This is a genomic window from Corynebacterium hindlerae (genome assembly GCF_014117265.1).
GTDB classification, from domain to species: domain Bacteria; phylum Actinomycetota; class Actinomycetes; order Mycobacteriales; family Mycobacteriaceae; genus Corynebacterium; species Corynebacterium hindlerae.
Map to the genome: position 1 here is coordinate 1780360 of NZ_CP059833.1, position 17072 is coordinate 1797431.

General features: G+C 55.2%; 15 protein-coding genes and 1 CRISPR repeat array (1 of these 16 running past the window's edge). Of the genes, 14 read left to right on the forward strand and 1 reads right to left on the reverse strand.

The genetic code is table 11. The features are described 5' to 3' along the window. Positions 1–6 precede the first annotated feature (6 nt). Positions 7–513, reverse strand: a complete 507-nt coding sequence (locus HW450_RS08720) for a universal stress protein (protein ID WP_182385256.1) — start codon at positions 511–513, stop codon at positions 7–9. A 93-nt stretch (positions 514–606) separates the two neighbouring features. Between HW450_RS08720 and HW450_RS08725 the strand changes: the two genes are divergently transcribed. The 14 genes from HW450_RS08725 (at position 607) to cas2e (ending at position 16863) form a co-directional block, all read left to right on the forward strand. Continuing rightward, on the forward strand, positions 607–1809 hold the full coding sequence (locus HW450_RS08725) for a glycoside hydrolase family 3 N-terminal domain-containing protein (protein ID WP_331251765.1): 1203 nt from the start codon (positions 607–609) through the stop codon (positions 1807–1809). 57 nt (positions 1810–1866) lie between these two features. Beyond that, positions 1867–3528, forward strand: coding sequence for a VanW family protein (locus HW450_RS08730; RefSeq protein ID WP_182385257.1), 1662 nt, complete (start codon positions 1867–1869; stop codon positions 3526–3528). A gap of 610 nt (positions 3529–4138) precedes the next feature. Beyond that, positions 4139–5308 carry an acetyl-CoA C-acetyltransferase gene (locus HW450_RS08735; RefSeq protein ID WP_182385258.1) on the forward strand — a complete coding sequence of 390 codons (1170 nt, stop codon included), beginning with the start codon at positions 4139–4141 and terminating at the stop codon, positions 5306–5308. Next, positions 5308–6321: an enoyl-CoA hydratase/isomerase family protein gene (locus HW450_RS08740; RefSeq protein WP_182385259.1), complete on the forward strand. Its 1014-nt coding sequence runs from the start codon at positions 5308–5310 to the stop codon at positions 6319–6321. Before HW450_RS08735 ends, HW450_RS08740 begins: the two co-directional genes overlap by 1 nt. Next, complete coding sequence (locus HW450_RS08745) at positions 6321–7094, forward strand: enoyl-CoA hydratase (protein ID WP_182385260.1); 774 nt, start codon at positions 6321–6323, stop codon at positions 7092–7094. The genes HW450_RS08740 and HW450_RS08745 overlap by 1 nt, the downstream gene beginning before the upstream one ends. Then, entirely contained in the window at positions 7095–7424 is a 330-nt protein-coding gene (locus HW450_RS08750; RefSeq protein ID WP_182385261.1) for a hypothetical protein, read from the forward strand. It begins immediately after the preceding gene. A gap of 245 nt (positions 7425–7669) precedes the next feature. Next, entirely contained in the window at positions 7670–10474 is a 2805-nt protein-coding gene (cas3, locus tag HW450_RS08755) for a CRISPR-associated helicase Cas3' (RefSeq protein WP_182385262.1), read from the forward strand. Between the two features lie 313 nt (positions 10475–10787). After that, a complete protein-coding gene (gene casA, locus HW450_RS08760; protein WP_182385263.1) occupies positions 10788–12428 on the forward strand; it encodes a type I-E CRISPR-associated protein Cse1/CasA in 1641 nt (546 codons plus the stop codon). After that, positions 12425–13048 (forward strand): type I-E CRISPR-associated protein Cse2/CasB, encoded by a 624-nt coding sequence (casB, locus tag HW450_RS08765; RefSeq protein ID WP_182385264.1) that lies wholly within the window; start codon positions 12425–12427, stop codon positions 13046–13048. Before casA ends, casB begins: the two co-directional genes overlap by 4 nt. 12 nt (positions 13049–13060) lie before the next feature. Next, the gene (gene cas7e / locus HW450_RS08770) at positions 13061–14197 is read left to right on the forward strand and encodes a type I-E CRISPR-associated protein Cas7/Cse4/CasC (RefSeq protein ID WP_182385265.1); all 1137 of its coding nucleotides are present in this window, start codon (positions 13061–13063) and stop codon (positions 14195–14197) included. A 1-nt stretch (position 14198) separates the two neighbouring features. Then, the gene (gene cas5e / locus HW450_RS08775) at positions 14199–14903 is read left to right on the forward strand and encodes a type I-E CRISPR-associated protein Cas5/CasD (RefSeq protein ID WP_182385266.1); all 705 of its coding nucleotides are present in this window, start codon (positions 14199–14201) and stop codon (positions 14901–14903) included. A gap of 1 nt (position 14904) precedes the next feature. Beyond that, a complete protein-coding gene (gene cas6e, locus HW450_RS08780; RefSeq protein ID WP_182385267.1) occupies positions 14905–15570 on the forward strand; it encodes a type I-E CRISPR-associated protein Cas6/Cse3/CasE in 666 nt (221 codons plus the stop codon). 4 nt (positions 15571–15574) lie between these two features. After that, positions 15575–16519: a type I-E CRISPR-associated endonuclease Cas1e gene (cas1e, locus tag HW450_RS08785; protein WP_182387465.1), complete on the forward strand. Its 945-nt coding sequence runs from the start codon at positions 15575–15577 to the stop codon at positions 16517–16519. Further along, the gene (cas2e, locus tag HW450_RS08790) at positions 16516–16863 is read left to right on the forward strand and encodes a type I-E CRISPR-associated endoribonuclease Cas2e (RefSeq protein ID WP_182385268.1); all 348 of its coding nucleotides are present in this window, start codon (positions 16516–16518) and stop codon (positions 16861–16863) included. Before cas1e ends, cas2e begins: the two co-directional genes overlap by 4 nt. An 83-nt stretch (positions 16864–16946) precedes the next feature. Next, positions 16947–17072: a CRISPR direct-repeat array (repeat unit 28 nt; unit sequence GTTTTCCCCGCACCTGCGGGGATGAGCC); it runs 3075 nt beyond the window's last position.

Sequence of the window (17072 nt, forward strand, 5' to 3'; positions counted from 1 at the left end):
GGCGAACTATACCAAGTCGGTGTCGTCGGAGTCCTCTGGCGGGACGATGAGGACCGGCAGGCCGGCATTGCTGACCAGGTTTTCCGCGGTGGAGGAGGTGAACAGGGAGCGTAGCCCCTTGATGGCGCGGGTGCCGGTGACGATGAGGTCGGGGGAGAGCTCTTGGGCGGCGTCGACGAGGGCGCTCCAGATGGAGGTGGAGGTTTCCACCAGGTGAGCGTGTGCTTCGAAGCCGTAGGATTCGGCGAGGGTGATGCCTTCTCGGCAGGTGGTGAGCGCGTGGGTGTAGGCAGGGTCGTCCCCGTCGGCGTTTTCCACGGCCGAGGAGAAGTCTGTTTGCATCATTCCGGCGCCGCCGGCGGCGCGTGCTGCCTGCCGGTGTAGTGGTTCCCAGGCGGTGAGAATGTGAACCTCGGCAGGGCGGAGGAGACGGACACCGTATTCAAGTGCCCGCCGGGATTCGGCGGAGCCATCGAATGCGACAAGGATGGTAGGTGCTGTTGGGCGCTCCATGGGGTGAGTGTTTCCTTATGCTGTTTCGGTTGCAAGGTTCTAATACAGCAGCCTAATCAACTTTGTGCGGTATTGTCTGGGAGAAATCAGCTAGTGGAGGGAGAAGTGTTGCGTCGGTTCGCGGTTGTCACTTCTCTGTCCCTGCTGCTCTGGGGGTGTGCGCCGGCGCCAGAGTCGCAGGTCAGCGGGCCGGCGCCGGCGTTGGTGACGATGCTTGCGAATCAGGAACAGGCGGAGCAGGCGGCTATGGAAAAAGCGGATGCGGCGCGTTTTGGGGTGACGGTGGCTCAGCTGCGTGAGGCGCGAGCGTCGCTGCCTTCGGAGCAACGGGCGAAGGTGGCGTCCTTGCTGATGGTGGGGGTACGAGATTTTGACGATGCGAAGTTCGCGCTGGACCAGGGGGTTGGGGGGATTTTTGTTGGGTCGTGGACGGATCCTGCGCTTCTTACGGAGCCGGGGCGTGATATCGCTGCGTTACGGGAGCAGGTGGGGCGGCCATTTTCCGTGTCGATTGACGCGGAGGGAGGTCGAGTGCAGCGGCAGCCAGCGTTGTTTGGGCAGGTCCCTGCGCCACGCGAATTGGTAGCTGGCGGCACCCCGGAGCGCGCCTACGAGGTGGCTTTCGGGCTGGGAACTCGGCTGCGGGAGGCTGGTGTGACGGTGGATTTCGCGCCGGTGTTAGACGTCGATCATGGCCCTGCGAACGGGGCTATCGGTGACCGCAGCTTCTCGGGTGATCCGGCCGAAGCGGCGGCGTTTGGGGCGGCGTTTGCGCGCGGGCTTCACGACGCCGGGGTGCATCCCGTGTACAAACATTTTCCCGGTCATGGTCGCGCGTCGGGCGATTCTCACTTTGAGGATGTGACCGCGCCACCCCTTGATGACGTGAAACGGGTAGACCTGGCGCCGTATGGCCCGGCCCTGCGCGAGGCTCCTGGGGCAGTGATGATGGGGCACGTGCGGGTACCGGGGCTTGGCGACGCCACCCCCTCCAGCATCAACCCGGCAGCCTACAAGTTGCTGCGCAGCGGTGACTATCCTGGCGGAGAGCCGTTTCGTGGGGTGATCTACACCGATGACTTGTCCGGGATGAAGGCGATTTCTGCGCAGCTGAGCACTCCGGATGCGGTGCTTGCGGCGCTGAGCGCTGGTGCGGATTGTGCGCTGTGGATTTCCACTGTGCAGGTAGGGGCTGCGATTGATGCGGTTGACGCTGCGGTGTCCTCGGGAGCCTATCCGCTGGCGCAGGTGGAGGATTCTGCTGTTCGGATAAGGTTGCAGCAGCTATTTTCCTAATTTTGTTTTCATGTCAACTATAGTGTTGGGTGTTCGTTGCTTAAAAGTGGGAGTTTGATGTCCGCTGCGAAGATTGCCGCTGCATGTGTTGGTGGTGTCATTGGCCTATCCGCCCTGGCCTATGGTGCTGATTACATCCTGACCCAAGACCAGGTTCCGCGCGGTACCACAGTCGCTGGTGTGTCAGTAGGTGGGATGTCGCCACAGGCTGCCAGCGACAAACTTGCGGCTGAGTTGACGACGCGCACGCAACATCCGGTGCTGGTGACGGCCGGCGCCCGGGAAGCAACCGTGGATCCAGTAGTGGCTGGACTTAGTGTGAACTGGGAAGAAACCATCGCTGCCGCCGGGAAGCCTTCCTTGAATCCGTGGACTCGGCTCTCGTCGTTCTTTGTGGATCGGGAAGTGGGCATCGTGAGCGATGTTGCGGAAGAGCAGTTCGCTCCGGAACTGGACCGGGTGGGGCAGGAACTTTCTATCGCCCCAGTCGACGGCACCGTGAACATCGACGGCGGCAGGATCAACCAAACCAAGCCCGTCGATGGGCAGCGCGTAGTGGACACCGACCTGAGGTCAGCGCTGGTGTCGGACTGGCTCAATCCTGCTGGGGTAGTGGTGAAGCCAGCAGTGATCACCCCAGACATCGACGACTCTGACATACAAAAGGCTGTAACCGGCCCCGCCGAACAAGCACTGTCCGCCCCGATCACGGCCACCGGCCACGACGACGTCGCCGGCGTGATCCCCGTGGAACGCATGGGTGAGGTCGTGACCTTCGTTCCCGAACAGGGCGCCCTCAAACCCGAGGTGAATGCGGAGGCTGCGCAAGGAATTCTGGCAGAAAACCTGGGCAAAACAGAAGTGAAGCGCCGCAACGCCACTATCACCTTCACGGGCGGCGGCAGGGATGTCACTCCGTCGGTGGATGGCATCAAAATTGACTGGGAAAAGACGCTGATGGATTTCCCGGAACGGGTCGTCGGTAAGGCAGAGCGCACCTTCGACGTGGTGTACCAGGAGGACAAAGCGACGTTCACCACGGAGATGGCCCGCACCGCCACCTTCGACGACACCATCGGCACCTTCACCACCAGCGGCTTCTCCGGGCCCTCGGGTGTCAACATCGCCCGCACCGCCGACATGGTGGACGGGGCGATCGTCGCGCCGGGCGACACCTTCTCCCTCAACGGATGGACCGGCCCCCGTGGCGCAGCGCAAGGATTCGTGGAATCCGGCATCATTCTGAACGGACGCGCGGACAAAGCGATCGGTGGCGGAATCTCCCAGTTTGCCACCACGCTCTACAACGCCTACTACTTCGCCGGCATGGAAGACGTGACCCACACCCCACACAGCTACTACATCTCCCGCTACCCAGCCGGCCGTGAAGCTACCGTCTATGACGGCCTCATCGACCTCGCATTCAAGAACAATTCGGACTACCCAGTCATGATCACCGCCTCCGTATCTGGAAATTCAGTGACCGTGGCGCTCAAAGGCGTGAAAACCGTAGAGGTGGAATCCGTTCCCGGCGGGCGCTGGGCCCCCACCCAACCCCGCGAGGTGAAGGTGCCGGCCGAGTCATGCCAACCCTCAGGCGGTGCACCAGGCTTCACGACGTCCGATACCCGCATCATCCGTTCCCTATCGGGGGCCGAAATCTCCCGCGAAACCACCACCACGAAATACGACCCGCAGCCGATTGTGCGGTGCGGGTAGGGGTTTCGGGTTCTAGGCTTTAGGGCTTGGGTGTTGGGGCTTGGGCCCGACATTACGGCCCCGAGGTTGGTAGGTCAGGGCCATAACCCCGACATTACGGCCCCGAGGTTGCCCTAAAAACGCTGCGACGAGCCCGAACTTCGGGAGGGTAATGTCGGGAACAACGCTAAACCACCTTCCCCAATGTCCACGAATGCGATTATTGGGATCAGTGAGGAGGTTGGGGATGTTGTGATCGCTAAGTTTCATGCCCCCCTGCGTTACCTCCCCGTGGTGGTCCGGTCAGGGCCATAACCCCGACATTACGGCCCCGAGGTTGCCCTAAAAACGCTGCGACGAGCCCGAACTTCGGGAGGGTAATGTCGGGAACAACGCTAAACCACCTTCCCCAATGTCCACGAATGCGATTATTGAGGCCAGTGAGGCGGCTGGGAAGGCTGTAATAGCAAGCAAGGCAAACGCCACCAACCACCATCTTGTTGCCTATCAAAATAACCATCTCGCCTTACGGCGGCAAAGATTTCTAACAATTCCCGTAAAACAGTGGCACGCGTCACGCTATAACGGTACGGTTAGAGGAAAATCCGTACTGGTTGAAAGGAGGTGTGTCATGGATGTCGTCATCGTAGGGGCGGCGCGAACCCCGTTTGGAAAGCTGCTTGGCGGTTTGTCCGGTGTGAAGGCGACAGAGCTTGGCTCGCATGCCATCAAGGGCGCGCTGGATCAAGGCGGCATTGACCCGAATGCGGTTGAAGCCGTCGTTATGGGACAAGTGCTGCAGGCTGGTGTTGGCCAGAATCCTGCTAAGCAGGCTGCTTTAGGGGCGGGTATTTCTCCGGATGCGCACACCACCACCGTTAATAAGGTGTGTTTGTCGGGGCTAACTGCGGTGATTGACTCTGCACGTCTTATCCGTTCTGGTGAGGCTGAGGTCGTGGTCGCTGGTGGCATGGAGTCTATGTCTAATGCGCCGCATTTGTTGCCGAAGTCTCGTACTGGCACGAAGTACGGTTCGATCGAGATGCTCGACCACATGGCGTGGGATGGTCTTTCGGATGCTGCCCAGGGGATTTCCATGGGTGAGCTCACTGAGCTGCACGCTGAGCGTTATCCGGTGACGCGCGCGGAGCAGGATGAGCTTGCTGCGGGTTCTCACAACCGTGCGGAGGTGAATCGCGATAAGTTGGCCCGTGAGATTGTGCCGGTGACCATCGCGACGCGTAAGGGAGAGACTGTCGTGTCGGAGGATGAGGGCGTGCGGAGCGGTGCGACGCCGGAGACGATGGCACAGTTGCGTCCCGCTTTTACTAAGGATGGCACTATCACAGCTGGGAGCTCTTCGCAGATTTCCGATGGCGCTGCGGCGGTGGTCCTGACTACCCGTGAGCGTGCGGAGAAGGAAGGGTGGCCGATCATGGCGGTGCTGCGCTCTCCGGGGCAGGTTGCGGGGCCGGATTCTTCGTTGCAGGCGCAGCCGGCGAATGCGCTGGCCAAGGCCCTAGAGCGTGAGGGGTGGACCGCCTCGGACCTGGATGTTATCGAAATTAATGAGGCTTTCGCCGCCGTGGGCGTTTACTCCGCGAGGCAGCTGGGCGTGAGCCTGGACAAGGTAAATCCGTGCGGTGGCGCGATTGCGCTGGGGCACCCGATTGGCGCGTCTGGTGCTCGTTTGGTCGCGCACCTGGCGCACCGCCTGGCTAACGGTGAGGCACGGAAGGTAGGCGCGTCGTTATGCGGCGGCGGAGGCCAAGGTGAAGCACTTTTGATGGAGGCAAACTAATGATTCGTACTGAAATTCGTGGCAATGCTGGTCTGATCATCCTGGACCGTCCGAAGGCTCTCAACGCGCTGAGTCATGAGATGGCGCTGGACATTGAACGTGCGCTGGAGGACTGGCGCGACAATGACGCCGTCCAGCTCATCATAGTGCGTGGCGAGGGCGACCGCGGGCTCTGCGCCGGTGGCGATGTGGCGGCCCTGCGGGAGGACGCACTTAACGACGGCCATGCCGGAGCGGATTTCTGGGCCGACGAATACCGTCTCAACCTGCTGATTTCTCAATACCCCAAGCCATACGTGGCCATCATGAACGGCATCGTCCTCGGTGGAGGTGTGGGGATTTCCGCCCACGGCTCCCACCGCATCGTCACCGACTCCACCAAGCTGGGGATGCCAGAAACCGGGATTGGTTTCTGCCCTGATGTGGGAGGCTCCTGGATCCTCGGCCACGCACCGCACAACCTCGGCATTCACTACGGGCTCACCGGGATCCATGAGGGTGGCGCCCAGGCGATCGAGGCTGGGCTCGCCGACTACCTCGTTGCAGACAAAAACATTGATGCGCTCGTCGCCGAGCTGTGCGAAACCGGGCAGGTCGGGGTTATTGAAAAGTTCGCCGCGGAAGCACCGGTGGGCTTCGGGCCTCGGCGCGTCGATATGGAGCGCATCTATGGTGCGGACACTGTCGAAGAAATCCTCGAGCTCCTCGACGCCCACGACGAAGAATGGGCAGCCGACGCCGCGAAGCGAATCCGACGCAACAGCCCGCACGCACTCAAGGTGACGCTGGAATCCATCCGACGCGCACGCTCCCTGACCTTAGCTGATGCATTGCGTGAGGAATATCGCATTTCCTGCCATATGCAGAAGAATCCGGACTTCGCGGAAGGTGTTCGGGCGCAGATTATCGATAAGGACCGGCAGCCGAAGTGGCAACCCGCTACCCTCGGGGACGTCACCGCAGAATCTGTGGCAGCAGCTTTCGAACCACTGGAAAAAGAACTGGAGTTTTAATGTCTTACGAAAACATCCTGGTATCTCGTGAGGGACGCGTCGGCGTTATCACCCTCAACCGCCCGAAGGCCCTCAACGCCCTCAACGATCAAACTATGCGCGAGGTTGTGGCAGCAGCTCGTGAACTAGACGCAGACAGTGGCGTTGGCTGCATCGTCTTGACCGGCTCCGAAAAGGCATTTGCCGCCGGCGCAGACATCAAGGAGATGGCACCGAAGGGTGCCACCGAAATGTACAACCTCGACTGGTTCGCCGGTTGGGACGGCCTCACCGCCGTACGTACCCCAATCATCGCCGCCGTCAACGGTTACGCCCTCGGCGGCGGTTGCGAAGTAGCCATGATGTGCGACTTCATCATCGCCGGTGACAACGCAAAGTTCGGGCAGCCAGAAATCAACCTCGGCGTCACCCCGGGCATGGGCGGTTCCCAGCGCCTCACCCGCGCCGTCGGCAAGGCTAAGGCAATGGAAATGTGTCTGACGGGTCGCATGATGGACGCCGCTGAAGCTGAGCAGTCCGGGTTGGTGGCGCGCGTCGTCCCAGCGGCGTCTCTGATGGAAGAAACAATGAAGACCGCTGAGGTCATCGCAGCGAAGTCGCTCGTTGCAGCCAGCCTGGTCAAGGAGCAAGTCAACGCCGCCTACGAGATGACCCTCACCCAGGGCATCATGTACGAACGTCGCACCTTCCACGCCATCTTCGCCTCCGAAGATCAGAAGGAAGGCATGGCTGCGTTCGTCGAAAAGCGCGACGCGGAATTCCAGGGGAAGTAAATGCGGTATCCAGCGAACCGGGTGACAAAGCCCACTGGATTTGGTGAGAAAGTGCTCGCCTGGCAGCCGCTGCAGCTGCTCAGTGGCATGTACGGGCAGGTCGCCATCGGTGGGCATCTGGAAGTCACCCCGGATGAGCTGGTCTTCCAACCTCATGCCATGAATCTCAGCACCGAAGTGCTGCGCATCCCGCGCAGTGCCATCGTGGGGCTGCGCAAGAAGCAATCGCTAGCTGCCGCGTTGCTGGTGGTGAGCCTGTCAGATGGTCGCGAAGAACGGTTCGTCTCGTGGAAACGCGACGAGATCATCGGGGAGCTTGGTGGAGGCTGAGCATCAGTCATCAATGCGGCATAGCAAGTATGGGCCGGCGAGGAGGGAACCTCGTCGGCCTTTCGCCTACGTGCACTGGCAAAAGCAACGGGGTTAATCGCTTTTGAAATGATGTGGAGTAGCGTAAAACTCAACCATTAAAACGCGTGTTCTAATATTTGGTGAGATTGTCTGAGTCCATTGGTACATTCACATCAGAAGTTGTTCCTCGTCAGGAGCTTCATCAAACCCGTTGAAGGATGCGAATGTCTATTATGAAACTTGCGGATCAGTGGATCGCTGACCGTTCGCCTCAGGCTCATGCGTTATGGGCGAAATCTGGAGATGAAGAAGCATATCTTCGCCTGCCACAGCATCTCATAGACGCTGCCTGCGTTGCAGAGTGGTTGTGGGAAAATTGGACCTCGACGGCTTTAAAAACAACGCTTTCAAAAGCGTGGGGATTGAACAAAGAGCACATTCGTCGGTTGTATGTTTTTCTAGTAGGGGTCCATGATGTTGGAAAGGCAACTGTTTCGTTTCAGCGACAACTGGAATCCTCACAAGGAAAGGATTATCTCACCGCGGAAGTGAGTGCTGCAGGGTTGTCCCTGGATTGGCCTCTCGGTGAAGGAATTGAAAAATTTCCGCACGGCACTGCATCTGCCATGATTTTGAAAAAATGGCTCCGGGATTGGGGGATGGACAAGCTGCGTGCAGGGCGGATTGCATCTGTGGTTGATGCTCACCACGGGTTCGTTACGGATCCCAAACTATCCCAAATTCACGAAAATACAATTACAAATTATCCGGTGGAATGGGGAAACATTCACCGCGAAATCATCGACTCAATGGCTGAGCTCGTCGATATCGAAGATGTTTTGGACAGCATTCTTGATGTGTCCGGCCCCTACGCTGATGCTGTTCAACTTATGACTGGTCTAGTCATTATGTCGGACTGGATGGCATCCAACCAAGAGATGTTCCCTTATGTAAAAACTGGGCCCCAGTCTGATCGTGTTAGCGCAGCTGTAACTCGATTCCAGCTTCCCCGTCCATGGCAGCCAGAACCGGTAATGGAAGATATGGACCAGCAGTTCCAGAAAAGCTTTGGTTGGTCCGATCACTTTAGCGTCCGGCCAGTCCAGGCGGGCGCAGTGGAAGCCGCACGAGCTCAAGAAGGCCCATGTTTGATGATTATTGAGGCTCCTACTGGCGAAGGGAAAACAGAAGCAGGGCTTGCAGCTGCACACATAATTGGTGAACGGAGCGGAGCACAGGGAGTCTTTTTTGCTGCTCCTACGATGGCCACAGCCAATGGACTCTTTGGACGAACCACTGAGTGGGTACGTCGCTCCTCACTCGGAGGTGAGGTCGTTTCGATGTACCTGGCACATTCCAAGAATCAACTGTCAGACCAGTATCAATCGCTGCGGTTTGCTGGAATCGGTGAAGACACTGCGGAACATGAGGGCGACAAGGAGCCTGCAAAACGTGGGATCGCTGTGGCGAATCAATGGCTGTCAGGGCGCTACAAGGGAATACTGGCGGATTTTGTAGTTGGAACCATTGATCAAGTACTCATGATTTCACTGCAGGCTCGGTTTTCGATGTTGCGGCATATCGGTTTTGCTGGAAAAATCGTCATCATCGATGAGGTACATGCGTATGACGCTTATATGTCTCAGTACTTGTATCGCACTCTGCAGTGGCTGGCCAACTATGGGGTGAGTGTCATATTGATGTCGGCGACTTTACCGTCGGAACAGCGAAAGGCCCTTGCTGCAGCCTACGGTTCGCAACTGCTTGAAGAACCGCAGCTTGAACTGTTGGAGCACAATGCGTATCCGCTCATCAGTACTGTAAGTGCATCTGGGCTTGGGGTGATGCCTCTTAAGGCTCGCGCTACAGACTTGATCGCGACAGTTGAGGTTCTTGACGATTCACTAGACTGCCTAGTTGAGAAAATGGTTGGCATGCTTGCCGACGGCGGTGTCGCTCTCATCATCTGCAATACAATTTTACGATCCCAAAAAGCGTTTGAAGCGCTTGATGCGATCTTCCCCGGTGAAGTCGATTTGCATCACTCAGCCTTCGTAGCAGCGCACCGGAGTGTGAAAGAAGATCAACTTCGTGAAGAACTTGGGCCACGATCCCGCAGGGGCGAAGGCCGTCCGTGGCGGAAAATCGTCGTCGCAACCCAGGTAGCAGAACAATCTTTAGATATAGACGCGGATCTTCTTGTAACAGACATTGCTCCGATTGACTTAGTTATACAGCGAATCGGACGTTTGCACCGGCGCAAAAGGCCCAGCAGTGATCGACCCGCACGGCTGTGCGAGCCAAAGATATTCATTCGCGGTGTCGAAAAAACCTCTCCTGTTCCTGAATTTGATAGCGGAGCTGAAGCCGTATATGGCAAAAAGCTGCTACTAGCGACTATGGCTAATCTTCCAGCACAGTTCAAACGACCCGATGATGTCGCAGAATTGGTTCAGAAGGTGTACGGGCCAAATCCTGAAATCCCTGAACCGTGGACAGAAGAATGGGAAACAGCGTGCAAAAAAGCCCTCGAATCTCGGTACAGTGCCGAGGTGCGGGCGCAAACGTACAGGTTCCCGGACCCTTCAACTTCCGACCTGCACGACCTTTTTGCACGCACGCACTCTACCTCCCCTTCGGCGTTGAGCGAGGAAGAACAGGGAAACGCTCAAGTGCGTGACGCAGAGTTGGCAGTGGAGGTCATTGCAATCGAAGAAGGTGAATACGATTACTGGCCATTAGGGTCTGAAACTACCGTCCAGAATGGGACTGATCCAACATACAAGGACTGTCTCGCCCTTGTTGCACATACACTTCGTCTCCCCCCACAAATGACCCGGAAAAGCTCTGATTTTGATGAAGTGATAGGGGACTTGGAGAGTCAAACTCCTGGAGAATGGGCCACATCTGGATTGTTGAAAGGGCAGGTAGCGCTCGTTTTTGATGAATCAGGAATTGCAAAGGCGGGGCGCTACAAGCTCCGATATGACGACTTGCTTGGTCTTCAAATTGTCCAGGTTGTTGACTGATCAGAGTTGGCTTATGTGCCTCGTCAACACAGGAGAAGTAAAGGATTATCAGAGGAGGGCGAGCACCTTACGAGTTGTTGCGAAGGTTGCAACACGTCGAAGTAAAAATAAGCCGCCCACCCCCGCTAGGTGCGGGGAAATGTATGCACAAAGCAAACAGGACGGCTCATCCCAGTTGGTTAGCCGGGAGTCATCGAAAACTTTAGATCTCGATCTTGCCTTCATCAAGAAAAGAGAAACGTTTAACTCCTGATTGCTCTGTATTTCTAAATATGATTTAATTTAACCTGTTAGGTGATAGGAAGGATTATTGATGTTCAATCTGATCGATGAACCATGGATCCTAGTTGTTGTTGAAAGCGGAGAGACGAGGCTCGTGGGGCTTCGTGAGATTTTTGCAGGGGAGGTGAAAATCATTGCTCTTCGCGGAGACTCGGCGATCCAGGACTATGCCATTGCCCGATTGTTGTACGCGATATTTTGCTGTGCCCATCGGGAAGAAGTGCAGGCTGGTCCGGGGAAAAAATTTGACTTCCCACAATGGTTCGCTGGTCAACTTACGAAAGTTCGCAGGCGGGGCAAGGATGTCAAAGCTCTTGAATATCTAGAGAAGTATCATGATCGCTTCAACCTTTTCCATGAAGTGATGCCATTTATGCAGGTGTCGGGGCTAAGGGTGAAATCAGGTGAAGTGAAACACGTCACCACGATTGTGCCAGAAGCTCAAGAAGACTACTTCTCAATGCGAGCTGGAACAGAGCGAAACTCCCTTACCTTCGCAGAAGCAGCCAGATGGCTGGTCTACGTTCAAGCCTTTGACTATTCCGGAATCAAGTCCGGTGCAGAGGGGGACTCTCGCGTAAAAGGGGGGAAAGGCTATCCTATTGGCACTGGGTGGGCAGGAATGACAGGTGGAACCCTGGTGAAAGGGGAGACACTGCTGGAAACATTGCTCCTGAACACTACAGCTGAAGCATTGAGTGATCGACAAGATAAGCCAGTTTGGGAGCGAGCGCCTTACGGTGCTGATTCACGAGAAACAGTGGGGGAAAATCCACTGCCCCAAGGTCCAGTTGACCTCGCTACATGGCAATCCCGCCGAGTGCGACTTCATGCTAAGGGAAATCAAGTTGTCGGTGTGGTTCTGGCCAACGGAGATAAAATTCCGGATGCCGGAGCAAACGTCATGGCCGACACTATGACGCCATACAGATATTCCACAAACAAGTCGAAGAAGAACTTCGACGTGTACTTTCCACGGCCCTACGACATGAACAGGACGATGTGGAAGGCTTTGGATTCCTTAGTTATTGCCGAAACTGACGGAGGATTCAGCGGGAAAGAAAAGGCTCCAAAACGTCCTAAAAACCTCGATAACCTAGCAAAGCTTTCTCAGCTTATCGATGGAATCCCTCCGATCCTCAATCTGAACTTAGTCTCCGTGGAATATGGCCCACAAGCTTCTTCTGTGGCAACTACATATTCATCGCAGATGAGGATGCCAGTTCTTTTGCTTCTCGAAGAATCAGAGCAACTCCGAATTGAAGTCCGAAGCCTTGCTAAGTCCACATACGAAGCTGCTATTGTCCTGGGGCGGTTCGCTGGAGATCTGCTAGACGCAGCAGGAGGGACCTACGAATTTCAACCAGCGGTGACAGACCGGGCGCTAGCAGAGTTGGAGCCACTGTTTAATCACTGGCTCCAAAAGATTCAGAAAACAGATCATGAAATCAACTTCGATAGTCGCTCCCGGCAATGGCAGCACGCCGCCCGCGACTGTATTGATGCTTACGCTCGGATTCTTCTGCGTGGTGCAGGGCCTAAAGCGCTAGCGGGGCGTATGGAATCTGAAGAAAGCAATCGAGTGATTTCCGCCGCGACCTGCTACCAGAAGCTCCAAAGAGCTTTGAACAAGCTATTTCCGCTTACCGAGTTGAAAGAGAATGAACAATGAATAAAGCCCCCGACCTATTGCGCAACGCAGTGGGGTCGACTTGCTATCGTTTGCAATCTGACTACTTTTCCGACCCAACATTGGCCCGTCATCATTCGGCCCGAGCAACGCTCGCGGAGCTGCGTCGTGGTGCAACCCTAGATCTGGCTAAAAATCCACTAGCCCTCGAAAAAGCCCTTTTTGCGATGCAGGGGGATTTCTCTGAACAACTAGCCAGCAAAGGGGACGCGGCATCGCCTTCTGAACGTGCAGCGTGCTTTGCTTTGGCGCTTTTCGGAGTGCACATGCAGGGTGCAAAAGAGAGCGTGCACACACCAGGCGTGAGCTTTGCTGCAGCTTGTGGCCAACTGAACCTCCGGCGTGACTCAAACTCCATCAAACCACGTGTTGATGCCATGTTGTTGGCAAACAACGAGCAATCAAGATTAATCCACATTCGCTCCCTCGTGACTTTGCTGCGCGCAGAAAGTATTGGGTTTGACTATGGCCTTTTTGCACGTGATATCCGCAGCTTGGCTGATCCGATCAAACGTGCGGGAGTTCAATTGAAGTGGGGGAAAGACTTTGCAAACGCACATTTCCGCCAGGCCCCTTCACCTACCGAAACCACCGATTCCTAAAGGAGATTAAACATGACCTACATCATCGATATCTATGCTTTGCAGACCGTTCCCCCGAGTCTTATCAATCGGGATGACATGGGAGCTCCTAAAACTGCGATTTTTGGCGGGGTCCCGCGTCAGCGTGTTTCATCGCAGTCGTGGAAACGGGCTGTACGGAAATACTTTGAGACCGAGATCGAAGGAACCGATATTGGCTTGCGCTCTCGTGAACTTCCTGAGGTGATTGCCAAGAGGGTACAGGACATTGCCCCTGAGATGTCTACAGAGGACGCCTTGAACGGTGTTCGGGCATTGTTCAAAGCAACAAGTAAAGATGGCATTAAGTTGGTAGAACCGAAAAAGCCAAAAAAGGGCGAAGAGCTTCCAGAGGAAACTCAATACCCGACTACCAGTTACTTAATTTTCCTCAGCGCTCACCAGATCGAACGCGCTGCGCAAGCGATCGTAGATAAAGCTGGTGAGAAGTTCAGCAAGAATGAGGCGCAGGAAATTCTTGACACTAAGCACTCGGTAGACGTAGCTATGTTTGGCCGTATGTTGGCCGATGTGCCAGCCTACAAGGTGGACGCTGCGGTGCAAGTGGCTCACGCTATCAGCGTCCATGAGGCTCAGCCTGAATTTGACTACTTTACTGCTGTTGATGATGTAGTTGAAGACGAAGAAGAAACCGGTGCTGGCATGATCGGCACCACTCAGATGATGTCTTCGACGCTGTACCGTTTTGCCTCTGTAAACATCGAAGCGCTGGAAAAAAACCTTGGAGATGAGGAAGTAGCTCGACAAGCTGCGGGTCACTTCATCAAGGCATTCGCCGAGTCAATGCCAACCGGTAAGCAGAATTCCTTTGCAAACAACACCTTGCCGGAACTGGTGTATGTAGCAATTCGTGATACCCGTTCAGTGTCCTTGGTTAACGCTTTCGAATCGCCGATTGTAGAGCCAGGGCAACGTCGCGTAGCAGCTGCTGCTGCACTGGCATCCGAAGAGCGCAGTATTGAACACAACTACGGTATGAAGCCTCTTGCAAGCTTCGTTGTTGGCTTAGGCGATTTGAGCAGTGAGTTCGCAGATATTGCGGAGCAGGTCACAATGCCTGAACTTATTACTCGGGTAACCGACGTACTAGCAAAACGGGAAGCGAACTAGTATGGCCCATTCATTATTGCTGTTGTTCAAAGGGCCACTGCAGTCATGGGGAGATGAATCTAGGTACACTACCCGAGCTACTGGAGCAACACCAAGTAAATCAGGTGTCATCGGACTACTAGCTGCTGCTCAAGGCCGTCAACGGGTGGATCCTGTCGAAGATTTGGTTCAACTTGATTTCGCAGTTCGTGTGGATCAATCGGGTGTGCTTCTTAAGGACTACCAAACGGCTCAACCCTGGCAGAAGGCTCCGAATGCCAACGCAAGACTTGTGACGAGGTATTTCCTCACTGATGCAGCCTTTGTTGTGGCAATCGGTTCCACAGATAGAAAGATGCTTGAGGGGATCCAGGAAAGCCTGAAAAAGCCTGCATATCCACTATTCATGGGGCGTCGTTCTTGCCCTGTCCCCGCAAATTTAGATCTGGGGATTGTGGATTTACCAGTGGTTGATGCTCTGAAGGCTCACGAAACGTGGCACGCGACTGAGGCTCATCAAAAGGAACGCGCTAAAACAGTTGATCTACCCATCTATCGGGATGGTAGACCTGGTGAACCTGGAGACCCTCGTCAAGATGTTCCGATTTCGTTTGCTCAAGAGCATCGAAAGTATGGTTGGAGAAATGTTGTGTACGGAGGTTCGAAAACCGTTGAAAATGAGAACGGCACAGCGATCGACCCATTCTTCGAAGCGGTGATTTCCTAGTATGGCAACTTTTACAAAGGTGTTGATCAATCCTGCCCGAAGAAAAGGACGGGAATATCTCACAAATCCGCATAAACTACATGCGGCGGTAATGAGTGCGTTCCCTCCAGATATGGACACAACTGCTGAGCGCGTTCTGTGGAGACTTGATGAGCGAGGCCACGAACACATCTTGTACCTCGTGGGACCAGAGAAGCCTACTGCGTCGCACATAGTAGAGGAAGCTGGCTGGGACGTGCGTCCGCAACAAACAGCTGACTACAACCGTTTGCTAGCACAGCTCATTAAAGGACAGAAATGGGCATTCGAACTAGTGGCTAACCCGACGCGCACAGTACCCGTGAAAGGAGGGAAGAGAGGAAAGGTTGTCGCCCACGTTGGTGCTAATAACCAGTTGTCCTGGTTACATGACAAAGCCGACTTCATGGGCGTGAGCTTCGGTGATCGCAGCGAAAGTACAGCTCAGGTAGTTGGTAGCAGAAACTTGGATTTTTATCGAACACGTCTCAATGGAGAAAAAGGACAAAGAGTCCATATCGTAACTGCTCGATTCAAGGGAGAATTGGAAGTTGTGGATCCCGAAAAGCTCCGTTTCGCTCTCTTAAACGGCGTGGGGCGCGGGAAAGGCTATGGATGTGGCCTTCTCACCTTGGCGCGAAGGGGATGACATCGTGTCGGGATCTCCCAGCGCGTCTCCAATTGATCGCATGCACATCGCCCGCTTGGAGGACCGTATTTCTTTCCTCTACATCGAACGAGCAGTCCTGAATCGTGAGGGCAATGCCCTCACGATTCAGGACTCCCGCGGGGTAGCGCATGTCCCAGCCACTCAGTTGGCGGTAATCCTACTAGGGCCGGGAACAAAGGTAACTTATGCCGCTATGGCATTGCTTGGCGACGCCGGCTGCTCCGTAGTATGGGTGGGAGAAAAGGGGGTTCGATATTATGCGCACGGAAGGCCTCCTGCAAAAACTTCCAAATTTGCAGAAGCACACGCGAGGCTGTGGAGCAACCAACGATCTCGGTTGAGATGTGCTCGACGGATGTATGCCATGCGGTTCCCAGGCGAAGACGTATCCAGACTTACAATGGCGCAACTGCGAGGCCGTGAGGGCGCTCGAATGAAGAAGATCTACGCTGCTGAAGCTAAGAAGGCCGATGTTTTCTGGTCTGGTAGGAAGTATGATCCAAATGATTTTGAGTCAGGCGATCCAATCAATAGAGCGCTTACCGAAGGAGCTGCAGCACTATACGGGATCGCGCACGCAGTGATAGTAGGTTTGGGGTTCATCCCATCACTGGGGATAATTCATACTGGTACGGACCGGTCATTTGTCTACGATGTTGCTGACCTATACAAGGCGGAGATTTCCATTCCTGCGGCATTCGAAGCTGTCTCGGCAATACCAAGTGGAGACAAGATGAGTGTAAGGAAACTGGTTAGAGACAAAGTTGTCACTGAAAAGCTAATGCAAAGGATGGTTCGAGATCTACAGGAACTAATGGAAATTCCGGAATGTGAAACCTATTCAGAAGTAGAACTTAAACTTTGGAGCGAACTCGAAATCATCGCAGCGGGAGTTAATTGGTCAGATGATCGGTACGACGTCAAATGATTGTTCTTGTTGTGACTGCAGTCCCAGCTGGACTGCGAGGTGATCTCACAAAATGGCTCATGGAAATTTCTCCAGGTGTTTTCGTTGGGAACCCCAGTGCCCGAATCAGAGACCTGATTTGGGACAGGACTACCGAACTGTGTAAGGATGGTCGAGCGATCTTGATCTATTCGAGCAATAACGAACAAGGGATGGAATTTCGTACGCATCGTCATGATTGGCAACCGACTGACTTTGACGGCTTTACGCTCATGATGCGTTCCTCTAAACATGCCACAGAGTCCGAGAGTAGGAGAAAGACAGGCTGGTCGAAAGCTAGGTACCTCGCGCGGCAGCGAAGATAGATCTCGGGGATAGTATCAATTCATTTTCGCTGAAGTTGATGCTAAATTTGCTTTAGGGCCTCGGAAACTGCTGGTCGCCAAGTGTTTTCCCCGCACCTGCGGGGATGAGCCCACCGGCCTGAGACGCTACCCGCTGCGACCCAGGTTTTCCCCGCACCTGCGGGGATGAGCCTCGTTGACCGATCAGGGGAATACGGCAGGCTAGGTTT

Coding starts and splice junctions, on each gene's coding strand:
- HW450_RS08740 (WP_182385259.1), top strand. CDS start 5,308: ATGATTCGTACTGAAATTCGTGGCAATGCTGGTCTGATCATCCTGGAC.
- casA (WP_182385263.1), top strand. CDS start 10,788: ATGTTCAATCTGATCGATGAACCATGGATCCTAGTTGTTGTTGAAAGC.
- casB (WP_182385264.1), top strand. CDS start 12,425: ATGAATAAAGCCCCCGACCTATTGCGCAACGCAGTGGGGTCGACTTGC.
- HW450_RS08745 (WP_182385260.1), top strand. CDS start 6,321: ATGTCTTACGAAAACATCCTGGTATCTCGTGAGGGACGCGTCGGCGTT.
- cas6e (WP_182385267.1), top strand. CDS start 14,905: ATGGCAACTTTTACAAAGGTGTTGATCAATCCTGCCCGAAGAAAAGGA.
- cas7e (WP_182385265.1), top strand. CDS start 13,061: ATGACCTACATCATCGATATCTATGCTTTGCAGACCGTTCCCCCGAGT.
- HW450_RS08735 (WP_182385258.1), top strand. CDS start 4,139: ATGGATGTCGTCATCGTAGGGGCGGCGCGAACCCCGTTTGGAAAGCTG.
- HW450_RS08720 (WP_182385256.1), bottom strand. CDS start 513: ATGGAGCGCCCAACAGCACCTACCATCCTTGTCGCATTCGATGGCTCC.
- cas3 (WP_182385262.1), top strand. CDS start 7,670: ATGTCTATTATGAAACTTGCGGATCAGTGGATCGCTGACCGTTCGCCT.
- HW450_RS08750 (WP_182385261.1), top strand. CDS start 7,095: ATGCGGTATCCAGCGAACCGGGTGACAAAGCCCACTGGATTTGGTGAG.
- cas5e (WP_182385266.1), top strand. CDS start 14,199: ATGGCCCATTCATTATTGCTGTTGTTCAAAGGGCCACTGCAGTCATGG.
- HW450_RS08730 (WP_182385257.1), top strand. CDS start 1,867: ATGTCCGCTGCGAAGATTGCCGCTGCATGTGTTGGTGGTGTCATTGGC.
- cas2e (WP_182385268.1), top strand. CDS start 16,516: ATGATTGTTCTTGTTGTGACTGCAGTCCCAGCTGGACTGCGAGGTGAT.